Annotated in this window: 18 protein-coding genes; 8 read left to right on the top strand and 10 right to left on the bottom strand. The window is 72.8% G+C overall.

Annotated features, from left to right (window positions below):
- Positions 1-18: 18 nt before the first annotated feature.
- Genes AB0M80_RS06795 through AB0M80_RS06785 form a run of 3 tightly spaced genes read right to left on the bottom strand, consistent with a single transcriptional unit; the run spans position 19 to position 3,252 of the window.
- A complete protein-coding gene (locus AB0M80_RS06795; protein WP_364559896.1) occupies positions 19-459 on the bottom strand; it encodes a response regulator in 441 nt (146 codons plus the stop codon).
- Complete coding sequence (locus AB0M80_RS06790) at positions 456-2,060, bottom strand: ATP-binding protein (protein ID WP_364559893.1); 1,605 nt, start codon at positions 2,058-2,060, stop codon at positions 456-458. The genes AB0M80_RS06795 and AB0M80_RS06790 overlap by 4 nt, the downstream gene beginning before the upstream one ends.
- The gene (locus tag AB0M80_RS06785) at positions 2,050-3,252 is read right to left on the bottom strand and encodes a SpoIIE family protein phosphatase (protein ID WP_364559890.1); all 1,203 of its coding nucleotides are present in this window, start codon (positions 3,250-3,252) and stop codon (positions 2,050-2,052) included. The genes AB0M80_RS06790 and AB0M80_RS06785 overlap by 11 nt, the downstream gene beginning before the upstream one ends.
- A 199-nt stretch (positions 3,253-3,451) precedes the next feature.
- Here AB0M80_RS06785 and AB0M80_RS06780 point away from each other — a divergent pair, with 199 nt between their 5' ends.
- Positions 3,452-3,820 carry a hypothetical protein gene (locus AB0M80_RS06780; protein ID WP_364559887.1) on the top strand — a complete coding sequence of 123 codons (369 nt, stop codon included), beginning with the start codon at positions 3,452-3,454 and terminating at the stop codon, positions 3,818-3,820.
- A gap of 49 nt (positions 3,821-3,869) precedes the next feature.
- Here AB0M80_RS06780 and AB0M80_RS06775 read toward each other — a convergent pair whose 3' ends face one another.
- Positions 3,870-4,943: a DUF6801 domain-containing protein gene (locus AB0M80_RS06775; protein ID WP_364559884.1), complete on the bottom strand. Its 1,074-nt coding sequence runs from the start codon at positions 4,941-4,943 to the stop codon at positions 3,870-3,872.
- Positions 4,944-5,011: 68 nt separating this feature from the next.
- Entirely contained in the window at positions 5,012-6,241 is a 1,230-nt protein-coding gene (locus AB0M80_RS06770; RefSeq protein ID WP_364559881.1) for a DUF6801 domain-containing protein, read from the bottom strand.
- A 334-nt stretch (positions 6,242-6,575) separates the two neighbouring features.
- On the opposite strand from AB0M80_RS06770, the gene AB0M80_RS06765 reads away from it, so the two are divergent.
- Positions 6,576-7,139: a hypothetical protein gene (locus tag AB0M80_RS06765; RefSeq protein WP_364559878.1), complete on the top strand. Its 564-nt coding sequence runs from the start codon at positions 6,576-6,578 to the stop codon at positions 7,137-7,139.
- Complete coding sequence (locus tag AB0M80_RS06760) at positions 7,136-8,329, top strand: lipase family protein (protein WP_364559875.1); 1,194 nt, start codon at positions 7,136-7,138, stop codon at positions 8,327-8,329. Before AB0M80_RS06765 ends, AB0M80_RS06760 begins: the two co-directional genes overlap by 4 nt.
- On the opposite strand, the gene AB0M80_RS06755 is transcribed toward AB0M80_RS06760, so the two are convergent.
- The gene (locus AB0M80_RS06755; RefSeq protein ID WP_364559872.1) at positions 8,330-8,935 is read right to left on the bottom strand and encodes a hypothetical protein; all 606 of its coding nucleotides are present in this window, start codon (positions 8,933-8,935) and stop codon (positions 8,330-8,332) included.
- Positions 8,936-8,972: 37 nt separating this feature from the next.
- Between AB0M80_RS06755 and AB0M80_RS06750 the strand changes: the two genes are divergently transcribed.
- Complete coding sequence (locus AB0M80_RS06750; protein ID WP_364559870.1) at positions 8,973-9,194, top strand: hypothetical protein; 222 nt, start codon at positions 8,973-8,975, stop codon at positions 9,192-9,194.
- Here AB0M80_RS06750 and AB0M80_RS06745 read toward each other — a convergent pair.
- Both AB0M80_RS06745 and AB0M80_RS06740 read right to left on the bottom strand, forming a co-directional pair.
- Positions 9,160-9,873 (bottom strand): GNAT family N-acetyltransferase, encoded by a 714-nt coding sequence (locus tag AB0M80_RS06745; RefSeq protein ID WP_364559867.1) that lies wholly within the window; start codon positions 9,871-9,873, stop codon positions 9,160-9,162. The genes AB0M80_RS06750 and AB0M80_RS06745 overlap by 35 nt on opposite strands.
- A gap of 54 nt (positions 9,874-9,927) precedes the next feature.
- The gene (locus AB0M80_RS06740; RefSeq protein ID WP_364559864.1) at positions 9,928-11,145 is read right to left on the bottom strand and encodes a helix-turn-helix domain-containing protein; all 1,218 of its coding nucleotides are present in this window, start codon (positions 11,143-11,145) and stop codon (positions 9,928-9,930) included.
- Positions 11,146-11,338: 193 nt separating this feature from the next.
- Between AB0M80_RS06740 and AB0M80_RS06735 the strand changes: the two genes are divergently transcribed.
- The 4 genes from AB0M80_RS06735 (at position 11,339) to AB0M80_RS06720 (ending at position 16,730) form a co-directional block, all read left to right on the top strand.
- Positions 11,339-12,538, top strand: coding sequence for a helix-turn-helix domain-containing protein (locus AB0M80_RS06735; protein WP_364559862.1), 1,200 nt, complete (start codon positions 11,339-11,341; stop codon positions 12,536-12,538).
- Positions 12,539-12,969: 431 nt separating this feature from the next.
- On the top strand, positions 12,970-13,890 hold the full coding sequence (locus tag AB0M80_RS06730) for an alpha/beta fold hydrolase (RefSeq protein WP_364559860.1): 921 nt from the start codon (positions 12,970-12,972) through the stop codon (positions 13,888-13,890).
- 237 nt (positions 13,891-14,127) lie between these two features.
- Complete coding sequence (locus AB0M80_RS06725) at positions 14,128-15,483, top strand: helix-turn-helix domain-containing protein (protein WP_364559858.1); 1,356 nt, start codon at positions 14,128-14,130, stop codon at positions 15,481-15,483.
- Positions 15,484-15,509: 26 nt separating this feature from the next.
- Positions 15,510-16,730 carry a helix-turn-helix domain-containing protein gene (locus AB0M80_RS06720; protein WP_364559856.1) on the top strand — a complete coding sequence of 407 codons (1,221 nt, stop codon included), beginning with the start codon at positions 15,510-15,512 and terminating at the stop codon, positions 16,728-16,730.
- Here AB0M80_RS06720 and AB0M80_RS06715 read toward each other — a convergent pair.
- Entirely contained in the window at positions 16,712-17,836 is a 1,125-nt protein-coding gene (locus tag AB0M80_RS06715) for a KR domain-containing protein (RefSeq protein WP_364559854.1), read from the bottom strand. The two genes, AB0M80_RS06720 and AB0M80_RS06715, sit on opposite strands and share 19 nt — an antisense overlap.
- Positions 17,830-18,009 (bottom strand): hypothetical protein, encoded by a 180-nt coding sequence (locus tag AB0M80_RS06710; RefSeq protein ID WP_364559853.1) that lies wholly within the window; start codon positions 18,007-18,009, stop codon positions 17,830-17,832. Before AB0M80_RS06710 ends, AB0M80_RS06715 begins: the two co-directional genes overlap by 7 nt.
- Positions 18,010-18,015: the final 6 nt, after the last annotated feature.

The raw sequence follows: 18,015 nt of genomic DNA, 5'->3' as shown, positions 1-18,015 counted from the left end.
GCACTCTCCGCCAAACGGCTACCGGTGCGGGAGCTGCACGACCGTGACCCAGAAGTCGTCGATCTTCCGGACCACCTCGACGAACTTCTCGAAGTCGACCGGCTTGGTGACGTAGGCGTTGGCGTGCAGTTCGTAGCTGCGCAGGATGTCCTCCTCCGCCTCCGACGTGGTCAGCACGACCACGGGGATCGTGCGCAGCTCGGGGTTCTGCTTGATCTCGCCGAGCAGCTCCCGGCCGTCCTTGCGGGGCAGGTTGAGGTCCAGCAGGATCAGGCCCGGCCGCGGCGCGTCCCGGAAGCGGCCTTCGCGGTTGAGGAACCGGAGCGCTTCGACGCCGTCCTCCGCGACGTGCAGCGGGTTGCGGATCTTGTGGTGCGCGAACGCTTCCCGGGTCATCAGCACGTCGCCGGGGTCGTCCTCGACGAGCAGGATGTCGATCGGAACGGGTGCCTGCGTCATGCGTCCCCCTCATCCTCGTGGGCCGGCAGGGTGAAGCGGAACGTCGTGTCCGCGGCCTCGGTGTCGAGCCAGATCCGGCCGCCGTGGTGCTCGAGGATCCGGCGGCACAGGGCCAGGCCGATGCCGGTACCCGGGTACGCGGAGCGGGTGTGCAGGCGCTGGAACAGCGCGAACACCCGCTCGGCGTACTCCGCGTCGATGCCGATCCCGTTGTCCGACACCGAGAAGACCCAGTCGCCGCCGTCGCGCTCGGCGGTGATCCGCACTTCCGGCGGCGCCTCGCCCTTGAACTTCAGCGCGTTGCCGATGAGGTTCTGGAACACCGCCGTCATCAGCGCCGGCTCGACACGCACCTCGGGCAGGTCGCCGCGAGTGACCTTGCCGCCGCTGAGCGACAACGCGACCTCGAGGTTCGCGACCGCGTCGTCGACCAGCGCGCCCGCGTCGGCCACGACGTGCTCGCCCGGGTTCCGGCCGACCCGCGAGAACGCCAGCAGGTCGTTGATCAGGACCTGCATCCGCTTCGCGCCGTCCACGGCGTACTCGATGTACTGCTCGCCGCGCTCGTCGAGCAGGCCCTGGTAGCGGCGCTGGAGCAGCTGGCAGAAGCTGGCCACCTTCCGCAGCGGCTCCTGCAGGTCGTGCGAAGCGACGTAGGCGAACTGCTCCAGGTCGGCGTTGGACCGCTCCAGCTCGCGCGTGCGCCGGTCCAGCATGGCGTTGGACCGCTCCAACATGGTGTTGGATTGCTCCAGCATGGCGTTGGACCGCTCCGCCTCGCGCGTCCGGCGGTCCAGCATCGCGTGCGCCTGCTCGAGCTCGGCCACCTCGTCGAGGATGCGCTGCCGCATCGCCTCGACGTCGGCGCCGAGCTGGGCGATTTCCCGCGGCCCGCTCCCGCGCACCGGGTGGTGGACGTCGGCGTCGGCGACCCGGCGGACCTCGCCGGCCAGCCGCAGGATCGGCCGGGTGATGACCTGCCGCAGGCCCAGGAACAGCATCCCGAACAGCAGCAGGACCAGCACGGCAACGGCCACCAGCATCGCGTTCAGGAAGCTCGCCGCCGCGTCCAGTTCGGCCCGGCCGGCGTCGCGGATCGCGGCGAGGTGGTCCAGCTGGGTGTCGATCGCCCGCCGGACCTCGACGAACTGCGCCCGGCCGCGCTCGACCTGGGCCGGGGTGACCGGCGGTGCGGCCGGGGCGATGGTGGGCGCGGCCGCGGCCTGCCAGGCGGCGGCCGCCCGCAGCACGGCCTCCAGGTCGTCGCCGATCCGGGTGCCCGGGACCGCGCCGAGCTGCCGCAGCTGCGTGGCCGCGTCGGACTGCGCGCGGACCCCGTCGGTGTAGGGGACCAGGAACGCCGGCTGGCGGCCGAGCTGGTAGCCGCGGACCCCGCTTTCCTGGTTCAGCAGCGCGGTGGACAGCTGGATCGCGGCCAGGCGCTGCGGCGCGATCACGTCGAGCAGGCGCGTCCGGGCCTCGGTGAGGTTGTTCAGCGCGATCCCGCCGGCGACCAGCGCGCCGAGCAGCAGCACGGCCTCGGCGACGGCGAGCAGGGCCAGCCAGCCGCGGATGGGCCGGCCGGGTACGTCAACGCTCATCGGCCGCGTCTCCCGGGTCGTGACTGAGCAGGGCGAGGGCGACGTCGTCGTCGAGCGGGCCGGAGTTGAGCCGTTCGGCGCGGGCGATCAGCTCGTCGAGCAGGGCCCGGCCGTGGATCCCGGTCTCCCGCTTGATGTCGAGCACGAGGGCGGCCATCCGCTCGTGGCCCAGCCGTTCGGATCCGGCCCCCACACGGCCCTCGAACACGCCGTCCGTGTACAGCAGCAGCGACCACCCCGGTTCCAGCGGGACCTCCAGCGACTCCCACTTGGCGCCCTCGACGACGCCGAGCGGGACGCCGAGGCACTTCCCGGACAGCAGGTGCCCATCGCCCGGGGTGAGCAGCAGCGGCGGCAGGTGCCCGGCCAGCGACAGGCGCAGGGATCTTCGGTCCGGCGCGACGACGACCATGCAGACCGTGGCGAACAGCGGCTCGATCCGCTCGTGCACCAGGACCCGCTCGACCATGCTCAGCACGTCGGGCATCGGCAGACCGGCCATCACGAGCGAGCGCCACGCGATCCGCAGCGCGACGCCGAGCGCGGCCTCGTCCGGGCCGTGGCCGCAGACGTCGCCGATCATCATGTGCACCGTGCCGTCGGCGAGCTCGATCGCGTCGTAGAAGTCGCCGCCCAGCAGGGAACCGTTGCGACCGGGCCGGTAGCGGGCGGCCAGCTCGAGGTGGGGGTCGCGCAGCAGCGGGCTGGGCAGCAGGCCGCGTTCGAGCCGCGCGTTCTCCCGCGCGAGCAGCTGCTGCTGGAGGAACTGCTGCTCGACCTGCTCGGCCCGCTTGCGTTCGCGGGCAAAGCGCAGCGCTTTCACCAGCAGCGGGCCGTCGACCTGGTCCTTGACGAGGTAGTCCTGCGCGCCGGCGGCGACCGCGGCGACCCCGGTGGCCTGGTCGTGCTGCCCGGTCAGGACGACCACGGCGACGCCGGGGGCGTGCTGCCCGAGCTTGGTCAGCCCGCTGAGCCCCATGGCGTCGGGCAGCTGCAGGTCGAGCACGACGCAGTCGGCGGTGAGCGGGCCGCTCAGCGCGGCGGTGAGCGTTTCGACGCGTTCGAGTGTGTACGGCACGGCCGTGTCCACCAGCATCTCTTCGACCAGCAGCGCGTCGCCGTCGTCGTCCTCGATCAGCAGCACCCGCAAGCGGGTGCGGGGATCCCACGATGAGTCGTGCGCGGCGGTCACCGGCGTCTCCCGTTCGGCTGCCCTCGAGCCAGCACATCCAGACGATCAACCCTAGCGGCACCGGTTCCACGGCCGCCTACGGCCGTGGAACCGGTCCCACTGGGGTAGCGCTTTATAGCACCCCGGTGTGACACCGGGTCGGTAACGGTTCGGGTCACGACCGTGCCGGAGCCGGGCACCCCCGGCATACGCTGCGCGGATGGCCGCGTCTCCGGCGCCGTCCGCCGCCTTCGCCTGGTGGGGTGCGACGGCGTGCTGGTTCCTCGGGACGCTGGCCGGCCGCCTGGCGGGCAGTCACCCGGCGATCGCCGGCGCGGTCCCGCTGCCGGTCGCGGTGCTCGTGTTCGCCGGCTGCGCCGGGCTCTGGGCGCTGCTCGTGCACGGGGTGTACCGCGGGGTCAGAGGCGCTCGTCCGGCGCTGGCGGTCATCGGCGCGCTCGGCATCGTGGACCTGGTGGTGCAGCTCTTCGGGGACGTCGTGGCACGCGACGCGGTGCACGGCGGGTTCTTCCTGGCCGCGCTGGTCCTTTCGGGCGCCGGGTTCACGCTGCTGTTCCGGCACCGCTGAGCGGACCGTCCACGGTGGACGGTCCGCTCAGCGGTGCCGGGCGCCTGCGTCAGCGCGCGGTCAACATCAGCGCGAAGCCGTTCCCCTCGCTCTGGACCAGCGAACTCAGGTAAGCGGTGAACGCGCCGCAGCCGGTCAGCGGCGGGATCGCGTACGCCCCGGTGACCGGCCCGCCCGAAGCGAGTGCGAAACCGCTGCCGGTCCGCAGGTCGACCGGGATGGGCGCGCTCGCCCGGCAGCCCGCCTCGGCGACCGGCAGCCCGAAGAGCGTCACCTGCGGCAGGGTCAGCGCGAGGGTCGAGTGCGCGGCGAAACCACCGCCGCCGAGTTCGCCGGTCTGCGGGCCATCCGGGGTGAACTGCAGGTCCGCGCGGCCGGGCACGAAGCCGAGCACCTTGAACTCCGCGCTCGTCCGGTCGAACGCCGGGGCGAATTCCGGGCCGGCCGCGAACGAGCCCGTGATCGGCGCGGACGCTCCCAGCGCCCGCAGCGCCGTCGACCCCGTCACGGCGTAGCGGTACTGGTTCGGCGTGCCGCCGAGGTCGAAGCTCAGCAGCACCGGGTCCTGGCCCGGGTCGAGCGTGCAGTCCGAGGTGAACGAGCCCAGGCCGGTGAACGAGCCGTCGGCCTTCTTCGGCGTGAGCCGGGTGCTGAAGCCGCCGATCGTCAGCGTCGTCCGGCCGGCGTTCGGCAGCCGGACCGGCGGCACCGAGCCGGACGCGGGCGTGGTGAACGGCCCCGAAGCCGGTACCGCCGTCTTCGCCACCTTCAGCGGCAGGCTCAGCGGCAACGTCAGCGAGCCGTTGGCCAGCGTCACCCCTGCGGACGCCGTCCCTTCGATGCTCGCCGCGCCGACCAGGGCCAGGCCGCGGGTGGACTTGTCCGGCACGGTCACCGAGACCGCGAGGTCCGACGTGGTGAACGTGCCGCCCGGTGCCGCCGGGACCTCGAACGACGCCTTGATCTCCACGTCCAGCCGCTGCTTGCCGATCAGTGGGAACGGGCAGGTGAAGCTGAGCTTCTCGTCGATCGGCGTCGACGCCGCCGCGGGCGCGGGCGCGGCGACGGCGAGCGCGGTGAGGCAGGCGAGGCCCGCCGCGAGCAACGACCGGGCGTTCGGCACGGGCTCTCCCTTCCGGTGGGGCATGGCACCGGCCCCCGCCGCGGCGCGACGGGGGCCGGCAGTTCGAGTCACTTCTTGGCGAGGGTCAGTTCCAGCGAGTTGCCGTCGCTCTTGGCGAAGGCGCTGACGATGTCGTTGAGCGGACCGCAGTTCTGCAGCGCGGACAGCGAGTAGGTACCCGACAGCGTGCCGCCCTTGAGCAGGTCGAAGCCGGGGCCGGTGGTCATTTCGCTGGTCGAGGGGCTGACCGTGCCGCACTTCGGGTCGGTGCTGATCGGGATGCCGAACAGGTTGACCGTGGTGAGGAACGTGTCGAACTTGATGTGCGCCTTGAAGCCGGTGCCCACCAGCTCACCGGTCTGCGGGCCGTTCTGCACGACCTTGACGTCCGAGCTGCCCTGCAGGAAGCCGAGCAGCTTGAAGTCGGTGTGCGTCGGGTTCAGCTGCAGGTTCCCGGTGAACGTCTTGGCCGACAGGTTGACGTCGGCGTCGAACGAGCCGGTGATCGGCGCGGTGCTGCCGAGCGACTTCAGCGTGGTCTGCCCGGTGATGCCGAAGGAGTACTTGATGCCCCCGCCCGGCGGCGTGGTCGTGGGCGGGGTCGTCACCGGCGGGGTGGTCGTCGGCGGCGTCGTGACCGGCGGCGTGGTGACCGGCGGGGTCGTCGTCCCGCCACCGCCGTTGATGGTGATCGTGGCCAAGGTGTTGTTCTGGCCCGCGTCCTGGGTGCAGGGCGCGTCGATCGTGCCGTCCGGCGTGATGCCGGTGACCGAGCCGTCGGCCTTGCGCGGGGTGACCTTGAGGTTGAGGTCGCCCACGGTGATTTTCGCCTGGCCGGCTTGGGTGAACGTCAGCGACGGCGTCTTGCCGGACGCGTTGATGGCCAGCTCACCCGACGCCGGGATGTTCGTCTTGTCCAGCGTGATCGGGACGTTGACCGGCAGGTTGAGGCTCGGCGCCGCGACGGTCGCGGCGGCGGTCGCGGTGCCCTCGATCGTCGTGGCCCCGATCAGGCTGAGGCCGGCGACGGTGTCCGCGTTGATGGTGGACACGGCCTTGATGTCGAAGGCGCCGGTCGGCTGCCCGGTGTTCACCGTGGTCGGCAGGTCGGTGTTGATCACCACCTTCAACGACTGCGACCCCACCAGCGGAAGGGTGCAGTGGTAGTTCAGCGTCAGCGAGATCGGGCCGGCGGCGCTGGTCTGCGCCCCGACGAGGAGAGCGGTGGCGACGAGCCCCACCGCACCCGCGGCCGCGGTGGCCGCAACCGTCTTCTTCTTGCCTCTTGGGTGACTCACGATGGTCCTTCCGTGTATCAACAGTGATACGAAACGGCGGCGCGTTCCCTGGGAATGACACCGCCCGGAAATCGCTACCGAACGGTAAGCTAACGAGCGGAACCGGCACGGATCAAGGACTTCACGAAAAAAGGTCACACGTGCCCGGCAAATTGTCACCCCGGGACGCCAGCCGTGCCGGATTCCTAGCAGGACCGGGAGGTTTCCCCAGCACAGCAGCATCACCGAACCGCTGACACGCGTAACAAAACCGCGCTCCTAAATGTAGACGCGCGTGCCAACCGACTATTCTATCCTTGCTCGTGCGCGATCGCGACGCGTAGCTTCGAAACCCATGAAAAGAATGCACAGCGCGGTGCTGGCGATGTCGGCGGCCGCGCTTCTCTCGTGCGCCGCGTGCGCTTCGGACACCCCACCCGACCCGGGCCGCCACGCCGACCCCGCGGCGCTCGCCTGGGTCGACAAGGTGTGCACCGGCGTGGCCGCGGGCTCGGCGAAGCTCGCCCAGCCGCCCGCCGTCGACGACGCCGACCCGGCGAAGACCCGGGACGCGATGGTCGGCTTCCTGGGCCGCCTCGGTGCCGCACTCGAGGACATGGCGAGCGGGATCCGCGCGGCCGGCGTCCCACCCGTTCCGGATGGACAGTCCGTTGTGGACAAAGCTACCGCCAACCTCGCCGAGACCAGGTCCCGGCTGGCCGAGACGAAGACCCGGATGGAGCAGGCGAAGGTGACCGACCAGGCCAGCCTGCGCCAGGTCATCGCCGAAGCCGACGCGACGATGGGCAAGCTGGCCGACCCGGAGGGCCCGATCAAGGACCTCAAGGCCAACCCGGAGCTGAACCTGGCCTTCAGCGAGTCCGCGACCTGCAAGCGCGTCTACGGGACCGGCTCGTGACCGCCCGCCGCGTGCTCGCCGCGCTGGTGGCGGTGGTCCTCACCACGGCGGTCGCCCCCGCGGCCGCCGCCGCGCCCCCGCCCGGCGGGACCGGGCCCTTCGACGACTCGTTCTACACCCCGCCGTCGCCGCTGCCCGCGGGCCGGCCGGGTGACGTGCTCCGGTGGCGGCCGTCGAACGCCGGCCCGCGCCGGGCGTCGGTCGACGCGTGGCAGGTGATGTACCTGTCCACGAACGCGCTCGGGCAACCGGACGCGGTCACCGGCACCGTGCTGGTGCCGAAGAACGCCGACCGCGCGACGGCGCCGATCGTCGCGTTCGCCCCGGGCACGCACGGCCCGGCGTTCACCTGCACGCCGTCGGCGATGATCGACATCGGCGCCTTCTACGAGCAGCCGGGCCTCGACGACCTGCTCGACGCGGGGTACGCCGTCGCCGTCCCGGATTACGAGGGCTACCGGACGACGCCGAAGACGACCTACGTCGTGGGCCGCTCCGAAGGCCCCGCGGTGATCGACTCGGTCCGCGCGGCCCAGCGGCTCGGCGCGGCCGGCCTGTCCTCGACGGCGAAGGTCGTCTTCCGCGGGTATTCCCAGGGCGGTGGCGCCGCGGCGTGGGCGGGCGAGCTGCAGCCGGCGTACGCGCCGGAGCTGAACCTCGTCGGCATCGCGGCCGGCGGGGTGCCGGCCGACCTCGTCCAGGTGACGCTGCAGCTCGACGGCAAGTTCGGCTTCGGCGTGTTCGCCTACGCGCTGCTCGGCCTCGACCAGGCCTACCCCGAACTGCAGCTGGACTCGTTCCTCAACGGCAACGGCCGCGCGAAGCTGGCCGAGATGCAGCAGAGCGCGTGCACGTTCGAGCTGCTCACCACGTACGCGAACCAGAAGATCGCGGACTACACGACCGGCCCGGGCTACCTCAAGCCGGCGTGGGTGGCCCGGCTGAACGAGAACAAGCTCGGTGGGACCGCGCCCCGGGTGCCGGTGTTCCTCTACCACGCGACCGGCGACCAGCTGGTGCAGTTCGCGCAGGCCGACAGCCTGCACCAGGCGTACTGCGCGGCCGGGGTCCAGGAGACGTGGAAGACCTACGACACCGACCACATCACGCTGGTCTACACGGGCAACGCCGACGTCCTGGCCTTCGTGACGGACCGGATCGCCGGAAAACCGGCGACGTCGACCTGCTGATCAGCGGTTACGGCCGTCGCGGGGGTGCTGCTGCCACGAGCTGATCACCGAGCTGACGTACTCGCGCCACTGGTCCTCCGGTGGCGTCGACCCGGCCGTCGGCTCCGAGTGCGCGGGTTTGCGTCCCGCGGCGGCCGGCGCGCTGGTGGTCTCGACCGGGGAGTGCCGCACTTCGGCGGTGAGCGGCGGGGCGGCTGCGGAGGCGCTCATGGTCTCCACCGCTTCGCTCGAGGTCGGCGGCGGCGCGACCGGGGCGGGCGCCCCGGGCGGCGGGACAGCCGTCCCACCCACCTGCTGCGGCTGGAGCAGCACGACGGCGGCCAGCCCGAGCCCCACGGCCGCGCCGGCGGCGAGGATGTACGGCTTCGCGCGGCGGGACCGGTCGGCGGGCGGGGCCTCCTGCGGGCGTCCGTCTCCGGCGGGCTCGCCCGCCGCCAGCGCGGCATCGAGCACGGCCAGGGGGTCGAGGGCGGGCTCGGGTCCGGTGGCCGGCTCTTCGGCGAGCTTCGCGTCGAGTTCGCCGCGGATGATCAGCGGCTTCGTCTGCGAAAGGTTCACCAATTCGGCGACCGAGGGGAGTTCGCCCTCACCGCCCGTGCGTGCCATCGAAAACCTCCACCTGTCGGCGTCACCTGGAGGAACCATGCCCGAGCCGCGAGAGCTGCTCCGCTTCGCCGTCGTCGGCTCGGCGGCGTACGGGGTCACCCTACTGGGCGACTACAGCCTGAAGCTCACCGTGTGCCGTGAGAAGCCGGTGACGGCCCTCGCGATCGCCACGATCGTCTCGACGGCGGTCGCGTACCTGCTGTCGCGGGCGGTGGGTGTTCCCGTCAACGCCACCAGTTCGCATCACCCAGGCTGGTGAACCCCAGTTTGTCGTAGAGCCGACGGCCGGAGCGGGAGGCGGTCAGCGTGACGGGGCGGTCCTCGAAGTGCCGTAGGACGGCGTGCATCAGCTCGCGCCCGACGCCCTTCGAGCGGTGTTCCGGCAGGGTGGTGACCCAGTAGACGCCGCCGACGCCGCTGTGGTCCATGGTGAGACAGGCCCCGCCTTCGCCGTGCAGGAAGAACGCCGGCCCCGGTTCGGCCGGCCACGACGGCGGGAAGAGTTTCGCGGGTTCGAGGGGCTGGTATTCCTCCAGCGGGAAGCCGTGCACGATCCGGTCTTCGGCGACGGCCAGCATTTCGGGTCCCCGGACGCGCTCGACGCCCTGCGGGTCCGGCGCGGGAGCCGGTTCGCGGACCATGACCGGGAGCTGCCCCGCGGTCATCCCGATGGCCCGGAGGTCGAGCACCCGGAAGGGGTCTTCGACAACGACGGTCCGGCCTTCGGCCTTTTTCGCGCGGGCGAGTTCGGTCAGCTCTCGCGTGGCGCTCTCGCCCGGGTCGCCGGTCCGCAGCATTATCCGGTAGCGGCGCCCGTCGATCACGGTGAAGGCCGGGTGTTCGAGCACGTCGTCGCCACGGGCGCGGGCCAAGGTGGTCCACATCGCGACGGCGTTGCCGCAGGCCTGCCACAGCCGCTCGGTGAGTAGTCCGGTCATGCCGGGCAGCTTAGGGGCGGCTCCGGCGCCGGCTCCAGGTGCGAACCAGTCCGGTCAGCCGCGGTCCGGAAGGGCCCGCTCGGCCAGCAGCGCCAGCTCCAGCCGCAGCCGTTCGCCAGGGTCGTCCAAGCGCTCCCCGAACAACTCGGCCAGCTTCTTGAGGCGGGCCCGGACCGTCTGCGGGTGCAGGTCGAGCAGGCGGCCCAGCTCGGGGGCGCTCCCGCGGGTCCGGACCAGCGCCAGCAGCGTCTCGGCCAGCTGCTCGCGGCGGCGCCCGGACAGTCCGGCCAGCGGCTCCAGCGTCGTCGACGCCAGCTGCGCGACCAGGAACTCGTCCGCGAGCAGCAGGAGCATCGTCACGTGGTCGCGGCACCAGATCACCGGGCCCGGCGCGTCGAGGAGGCCACGCGCGGCCAGGTCGGCGGCGCGGCGGGCGATCCGGAACGACTCGGGTGCCTCGGCCGGCGGCACCAGCGGCCCGACGGCGGCCGTCCACCCCGGCGGCAGCCCGGCGAGGCCGGCGAGGTCGACGTCCGGGGCCGCGGTGAGCGCCGCCGGCGGGTCGCCGGCCGGGTCGGCCGGGACGTGCTCCGGCAGCAGCCCGGGCGGGAACTCCGGCGCACCGGGCAGCGCGCGGAACGCCACCGCCGCGACCCGCTCGGGCACCGGCAGCCCGGACGCGGCGGCCAGACCTTCCACATCTTTCGATGGTTCAGTTTTGAATGTTCCAGTCCGCCTGCCGAGCAGGGCCCGCAGCAGGCGGCGGTGCCGTTCGCCGGTGCCGGACACCGCAGCCTCCGCGGCGCTGTAGCCCTCCGCGACGGCCGCCATCGACGTCTCGACGTCGGCGAACATCCCCTCGGCGGCGCCGTAGAGGACGTCACCGGACAGGCCCGCTTCCCGCGCGATGTCGGCGATCCACCGCCAGGTGACCCGGCTCGACACGCGCACGGCCGCCTGCACGGCTTCGCGGCTGAGGCCATTGTGGAACGCGTCGCGCCCGTGGCCGCGGAACTCGGCCAGCCGGTCGGCCTGCCACATCGCGGGCGTGCCGACGCGGTCGACGTCCCGCTCGATCCCGCGCCGCGCCTGCTCGATCGCGGTGGCGCGCCCGGGGCCGTGCCCGAACTTCCCGGAATAATCCGGAATTTCGGCGGCGATCGCGTCGATGCAGGCGCGGGCGATCTCCGGGATCCGCGGGCGCACCGCGTCCCCCAGCTCGTGCGGCAGCCGGGACCACACGGAACCGTCCGGAGCCGGGGAACCGCGCATGGGGAATTCGGTCCTCCACTGGGGAATTGGGGGCTCAGAATTGCACCCCGCCATCTGACACGGAGCGTAGAACGCGCACCCGTCCGTGTCAAAAGGACGTATGCGCGTCACCCTTTCCGGGTTCCGGTCGTTGATTCTTCAGTGACACGTGTGTCGGATACGCTCGGCGCACACTGCACTCGAAGGGGGATCGGTGGTCGAGTACCGCAGCTTCCGCCTGCTGGCCTCGCTGCCGCGCGCACTGGGCGCGGGCCTGCGCCCGCACATCGGGCACGCGGCGGCCTCGATGATCCAGGAGGTGCAGCGCACGGTCCCGGCCTACGGCCGGCCGCTCAAGGGCGTGTTCGGCAAGGTGCTGGTGAGGAGCGTCGAGTACGCGGTGCGGCACTGCATCGATTCGATGGGCGAGCCGGGGCTGTCGCACGAGCGCTGGATCGAGTTCTACCGCGAGCGCGGCCGGATGGAGTTCACCGAGGACCGCAACCTCGACGCGCTGCAGGACACGGCCACGACCGGGGCCCGGGTCGCCTGGCGGGCGATGCACCCCGCGGTGGTCGCCGCCGGGGTCGATCCGGCCGTCATCTCGGTCGCCGCGGAGGCCATCTTCGCCTACGTCGACGAGCTGTGCGCAACGGCGATCGAGGGCTACCAGCAGGCGCAGGCCGAGGCCGAGGGCGCCGTCCCGGTCCGGCGGCGGCGTCTCCTGGAGCTGATCGCCGGAGCCCCGGAGGGCACCCCGAGCAGCATCGCCGAACTGGCCGGCGGCGCGGGGTGGCCGTTACCGGAAACCGCCGCGATGGTCGCCCTCGAACGCGCCCCCGACGCCGCGGACTTCCCGGCCGACCTGCTCGGCGACGGCGTCCTGGCCGACCTCGACGGCCCGGAGCCGTACCTGCTGACCGGCGACCCGGACGCCGACCTGGCCCCGCTGGCGCCCAAGCTCGACGGCTGGCGGGCGGCGGTGTCCCCGACGGTGCCACTGGCCGACGCCCCGGCAGCGCTGCGCACCGCGCGCCGGGCCCTGCTGCTGTCCGGGCCGGACGTCCCCGGCCCGATCATCTGGTGCCGCGACCACCTGGCCACGCTCTGGCTGCTCGCCGAGGACTTCCTGGCGGCCGAGCTGGCCCGGCAGAGCCTCGACCCGTTCGCTTCGCTCAGCGAGAAGCAGCGCGAACGGCTGAGCGAAACCCTGCTGGCCTGGCTGGAAACGCGGGGTGGCGCGCCGGAGATCGCGCAGCGCCTGGGCGTCCACCCCCAGACGGTCCGCAATCGCTTGCGCCAGCTGGAGGAGCTGTTCGGCGACCGCCTCAAGGACGCCGACGACCGCCTGGGCATGCAGCTGGCCTTGCGAGCGCAGCGGCTGATGCGTGCGCACCGGCCGCCGGAGGCCTGACCGACCCGCACGCCCCCGAGCGCCCAAGGTGGCCTTCGGTGCGTCAGCCGCAACCGAGGCCACCTCGGGGCGCTCGGTCACAGCACGGTCGGGGACAGCGGGTCAGCCTGCTCATCGGCATCGGCAGCAGGCGCCGCCACGGTCGGCGCCCCGGCCGGCGGCGGGGCGGCCCCTGGTGCACGAAATGGAAACTTGCGCGGCAGGACATCAGCGCGTCCGGTGCATCATTGCGACCATGCCTTCGAGGATTACCGCGCACCGCCGGAATGTCGATACGCATTTCCGGCGACGCCGGAAAACCCGCATGAAGGGCCGTCTTTCTCCCGCCGTTCTTGTCACGGGCGTCGTGGATTCCGCCGTGGTGGCGTTCACCGCAGCCGCCCGGAGCGCCCGGATGCCCTATTTTCGGATCCCCGCGAGAAAGGCCGCCGATGACCGTCAAGACCCTCACTCTCCACGGCCGGCGAATCCGGCTGCACGAGCACGTGCCGCCCGCGGGTGCCGGCGACGAAGCGATCGTGCTGCTGCACGGGATCGCGGGCAGCGCCGAAACCTGGGCACCGGTGCTGGAACGGTGCGCCGCGCTCGGCCGCCGCGTGCCGGCGCCCGATCTGCCCGGCCACGGTGCATCCGAAGCACCCCGCGCGGATTACGGCCTCGGCGCGATGGCGAGCACCGTGCGGGACGTGCCGGCGGTGTCCGGTGTGCGGCACGCGACCGTCGTCGGCCACTCGCTCGGCGGGGGCATCGCGCTGCAGTTCGCCTACCAGTTCCCGGAAATGTGCGACCGGCTGGTGCTGGTGGGCAGCGCCGGCCTCGGGCGGGAGGTGAGCCCGGTGCTGCGCGCCGCGGCCCTGCCGGGTGCACCGGCCACAATGGCCTTGGCCGTCAACCGGGTGACGCTCACGCTCACCCGGGCCACAGCGCGTCTCGGACGGCGGCTCGGCGGCTCGCTCAAGCCCGAAACCCGGGAACTGGTCCGGCATTTCGGCTCGCTGGCCGACCCCGCGCGGCGGCGCGCGTTCCTGTTCATCGCGCGCAGCCTGATCGACCTGCGGGGCCAGCGCGCGAGCGCCGTGGACAAGCTCTACCTGGCCGAAGCGGTGCCGATGCTGCTCGTCTGGGGCGCGCGCGACCCGCTCATCCCGGTGGCGCACGGCCACCGGACGGCCGCACTGCTGCCGGACAGCCGCTTGACGGTGCTGGAAAACGTGAAACACTTTCCGCACGTGGCCGCCCCGGATCGGTTCTGCGCACTGCTGAACGAGTTCGTCACGGGGACCGCGCCCGCGCGGCTGACGCTCGACGACGTCGTCACGCGGCTGACCGACGCCGCGACACCGCAGCTGTGACACCGCCAGAATCGGTCCGTCGAAAAGTTGTCATGCGCGCACCATTCCTGCGTGCGGGAAGTGTCACGCTCCCTCGCTGCGTTCCACCCGATCGGGTGTAGTCCGGACGGGTTACCGCAAAGTCAGCGGAGAATCCGTTGACAGTGCCGTTCGTGCGAAATTATGTTGCCTGAGCCACAAAAACCGGATCGGCGCCTCCGCCGACGAGGCCGATTTTGTTGCCAGCAAGGATAAAACATGACCGACGTGGACACCGGATTCGCCGCCGCCGCCCTTCGGGCCGGCCGGTCGAACCCCGGCGAGCGCACTCCCGGACCGGCCTACCGGCAGCAGTCCGTGTCGGCCGACCGGCCCCGGACCGCCTACCCACCCGCCCCGCGCACCCCGGCGGATCCCCGGCACGGACGCGCTTCCGGCGCGATCGGGCTGTGGGCGTCGCTGCCCCGCGAGCTGGCGATCCGCTTCAAGCCGCGGGTCGACCCGCTCGCCCGCGCCATCCTGCAGGAGGTCCAGCGGGCGGTGCCCGAGTACCGCCGGCCGCTGGAAGGCGCGTTCGGGCACATCATCACGCAGGGTGTCCGGCAGTCGATCATCCAGTGCATCGACAGCATCGGCACCCCCGGTGCCGAGCCGCTCGAAACGTGGACGACCGTGTTCCGCAACCTCGGCAAGATCGAGTTCAACGAGGGCCGCAGCCTGGACTGCCTGCAGACCGCCTACCGGGTCGGCGGGCGGGTCGCGTGGCGGCACATCAGCGAGTTCGGGCAGGGCGCCGGCGTCGCGGCGGACACGTTGTGTACGAGCGCCGAGGCCATCTTCGCCTACGTCGACGAGATCTCCGCGCTGTCGATCGAGGGGTACACGGCGGCGCAGACGCGCGCGGCAGGCACCCGCGCCCGCCGCCGGAGGCGACTGCTGGAACTGCTGCTCGCCGACCCGCCGTCCGCACCGCAAACCATCACCGCGCAGGCCGCCACGGCGCAGTGGCCGCTGCCGGCCGAGGTCACGGTCGTCGCGCTCGAACCGCGCGCCGATCAGCACAGTCTTGCCGCGCCGGACCTGCACTCCGACGTCCTCGTCGACCTCGAGGGCGGCGAGCCGTGCCTGGTCACCGGCAACCCGGAGAAGCACCTGAAGAACCTCGCCGAGCGGCTGCCGGGCTGGCGGGCGGTGATCGGCCCGACCGTGCGGCTCACCGACGCGCCGCGGTCACTGCTCTGGGCGCGACGCACGTTGAAGCTCCTTCAGCGTGGCGTGCTGCCGGACACACCGGTGACGCGCTGCATCGACCACCTGTCCACGCTGTGGCTGCTCGCCGACGAGTTCCTGGTCCGCGAACTGTGCGCGCGCAGCCTGGAGCCGTTCAAGGAGCTCACGCCGAAGCAGCGGGCGCGGCTCGGCGAGACGCTGCTGATCTGGCTGCAGTCCCGCGGCAGCGCGCCCGAGATCGCGAAGAAGCTGAAGGTGCACCCACAGACCGTGCGGTACCGCATGCACCAGCTGATCGATCTGTTCGGTGACCGGCTCGACAACGCCGACGACCGGCTCGACATGGAGATCGCGCTGCGCGCGGAGGCTCTCCTCGGTTCCTGATCCCTCTTTCCACGATGGGGTGGGCGATGACGGGACCGCCCGTCGAAACGAACTTCGGGCCGATGCTCGGCGGTGACGGCCGGCCGGGACAGCTGTGGGCCATGCTCCCCCGCGAGCTGGCCGCCGTGTTCCGGCCGCGGCTGCTGGACGTCGCCGACGAAGTGCTGCGCGAGATCCAGCGGACCATCCCGGACTACGCGCGGCCCCTCGACGGTCCGTTCGGCAAGGCGCTGCGGACCGGCGTCCAGGCGGCGATCCTGCAGTTCGTCGACCGGATCGCCGCGTCCGGCCCGCTGCCGGACGAGCGCCGGAAGGTGTTCGTCGGGCTCGGCGTGCACGAGCTCGCGCAGGGCCGCAACCTCGACGTCCTGCAGGCCGCCTACCGGGTCGGCGCGCGGGTGACCTGGCGGCGGATGGCGGAGGCCGGGACGCGGGCCGGCGTGCCGTCGGCGACGCTGTGCCTGCTGGCCGAGGCGATCTTCGCCTACATCGACGAGCTGTCCGCGCTGTCGATCGAAGGGCACGCGGCGGCACAGGCTCGGGCGGCGGGCGCGCTGGAACGGCGGCGACGCCGGCTGCTGGACCTGCTGCTGGCGGATCCGCCGTCACCGTCCCGGATGGTGCAGGAAGCCGCGACGGCGGCGGAGTGGCCGTTGCCGCACCGGCTCGTCGCGGTGGCCCTCGACGGGCCCGCCGACGTGGCCTGGCCGGACGCGCTGGCGGACCTCGAAGACGGGACCCCGCGGCTGCTGCTGCCCGCACCCGCGGACCGGTCCGCGCTGGCCGCGGCCCTGGCCGGGCACCGGGCGGCGGTCGGCCCACCGGTGCCGCCGCGCCAGGCGGGCGGGTCACTGACGACGGCCCAGGAGGCGCTGCGGCTGGTGACGGCGGAAGCCCTCCCGGACGAACCGCTGACCTGGTGCGAAGACCACCTCGCGACGCTGTGGCTGCGCAAGGAGCCGTTCCTGGTCACGGAGGTGTCCCGGCGCCGGCTGGCGCCGCTGACGGCGTTGACCCCGAAGCAGTACAACCGCCTGGCCCCCACGCTGCTCGCGTGGCTGGAGACGTGCGGCAACGTCCGCGAGGTCGCCGACCGCCTCGCGATCCACCCGCAGACGGTCCGCGCCCGGGCCCAGGAACTGGAGACCCTGTTCGCGGACCACCTCCGCACCCCGGACGACCGCTTCGAGATGATCCTCGCCCTCCGTGCCACCCTCCCCCAGCCGTGTCAGAGGGCCGAGAAGTAGGGGCGGGGGAGCTTGGGGAGGTGGGCCGGGCCGACCCGGATGATGGTTGCGGGGAGTCCGCGGGAGCGGCGCCAGGCGGCGAACGCCTCCAGCCAGGCGTCCGCCGTGGCGCGGGCCGTCCCGCCCGGTGCGCCGAACAACGCCGTGGGCGACGAACACAGCAGCCACCAGTCCGGCGAGGTGTCCGCGGTGGCCTCGTGCAGCCGTCGCGCGCCCAGGACCCCGCGCCGCCAGCCGGACGAGAGCACGCCCGCCGCGTGCACCATTCCCCGCAGCGGCAGGCCATCGGCCGTGGCGGCCGCGACCAGCCGCTCCGCGACGCCGGGCTCGGCGATGTCCCCGGGGACCACCACGACGTCCGCACCGGGCCGTCCGACGTCGTGACGTCCGCAAAGAACGATCCTCGTGGCTCCCGTGTCCGCCAGCCACCGCGCGGTCGCCGGCCCGAGGTCGCCCGTGAGCACGTACGCGCCGGGCCCGCCCGGCACCGCGCCGTCGAACGGCACGCGGGCCAGCCGGGCCGCGTACCGGACGTCGTGGCGCCAGCGCACTTCGTCGTCCGGCGCGGCCGACCGCAGCTCGCGGACCAGGACGTCCACATCGGACCGGGCGTCGAAGTCGACCACGCTCGCGCGCAGCTGCGGGCGTTCGACGGCCAGCACCCGCACCAGCCCGCGCAGGAACGCCAGCCCCGGTTCGCCGCCCGACTGCGTGAGCAGGTGGAACCGGACGCCGGGACCGAGGCGGCCGACCACCGAGAGCACCGAGAGCAACAGCTCCTGCGCGGCCTCCGGGTCGTGGTAGGCGTACGGCGACCCGGTGAGGAAGACGACGCCGCGCACCGGCCGTTCGGCCAGGAACCCCGGCAGCTCGTCGAGGTCGTCGCGCGGCAGCGAAAGCGCGTCGCCCCCCGCCGCGGCCAGCCCCAGGGCCAGCGCGACGGCCCGGCCGAGCGCGGCCGGGTGCTCGTCGGTGAGCAGCAGCCACGCGCCCGGCCGCCCCGGCGGAACCGGCGGCAGCGGCACCTCGGGCCAGGTCACCTCGAACGACGAGGTGGCGAACGGGACGCCCGGCGACAGCGCCCGCTCCGCCGGCCCGGTCACCACGGGCCGTCCCCGGCGAGGTACTGCTCCCGGCGCGCGACGGCGACGGCAACGGCCCGGCGGGCCGGGTCGGCCCCGGTCAAGCTCTCCGCCCGAGTGCCAGGCCAGGTCGGCGCCGCCGCCTGACTCGCCACCGCGGCGCGGCGGGCCAGGATTGTCGAAAGGATCGTGAACATGGGTTC

The organism is Amycolatopsis sp. NPDC051045 (assembly GCF_040682955.1).
GTDB lineage: Bacteria > Actinomycetota > Actinomycetes > Mycobacteriales > Pseudonocardiaceae > Amycolatopsis.
This window is presented reverse-complemented; position numbering and strand designations above follow the sequence as displayed.

Excerpts from the sequence above, each read along its gene's own strand:
- AB0M80_RS06780 (WP_364559887.1), top strand. The coding sequence starts at position 3,452 with ATGGCCGCGTCTCCGGCGCCGTCCGCCGCCTTCGCCTGGTGGGGTGCG.
- AB0M80_RS06710 (WP_364559853.1), bottom strand. The coding sequence starts at position 18,009 with ATGTTCACGATCCTTTCGACAATCCTGGCCCGCCGCGCCGCGGTGGCG.
- AB0M80_RS06755 (WP_364559872.1), bottom strand. The coding sequence starts at position 8,935 with ATGGCACGCACGGGCGGTGAGGGCGAACTCCCCTCGGTCGCCGAATTG.
- AB0M80_RS06725 (WP_364559858.1), top strand. The coding sequence starts at position 14,128 with ATGACCGACGTGGACACCGGATTCGCCGCCGCCGCCCTTCGGGCCGGC.
- AB0M80_RS06720 (WP_364559856.1), top strand. The coding sequence starts at position 15,510 with ATGACGGGACCGCCCGTCGAAACGAACTTCGGGCCGATGCTCGGCGGT.
- AB0M80_RS06740 (WP_364559864.1), bottom strand. The coding sequence starts at position 11,145 with ATGCGCGGTTCCCCGGCTCCGGACGGTTCCGTGTGGTCCCGGCTGCCG.
- AB0M80_RS06750 (WP_364559870.1), top strand. The coding sequence starts at position 8,973 with ATGCCCGAGCCGCGAGAGCTGCTCCGCTTCGCCGTCGTCGGCTCGGCG.
- AB0M80_RS06795 (WP_364559896.1), bottom strand. The coding sequence starts at position 459 with ATGACGCAGGCACCCGTTCCGATCGACATCCTGCTCGTCGAGGACGAC.
- AB0M80_RS06790 (WP_364559893.1), bottom strand. The coding sequence starts at position 2,060 with ATGAGCGTTGACGTACCCGGCCGGCCCATCCGCGGCTGGCTGGCCCTG.
- AB0M80_RS06765 (WP_364559878.1), top strand. The coding sequence starts at position 6,576 with ATGAAAAGAATGCACAGCGCGGTGCTGGCGATGTCGGCGGCCGCGCTT.
- AB0M80_RS06745 (WP_364559867.1), bottom strand. The coding sequence starts at position 9,873 with ATGACCGGACTACTCACCGAGCGGCTGTGGCAGGCCTGCGGCAACGCC.
- AB0M80_RS06730 (WP_364559860.1), top strand. The coding sequence starts at position 12,970 with ATGACCGTCAAGACCCTCACTCTCCACGGCCGGCGAATCCGGCTGCAC.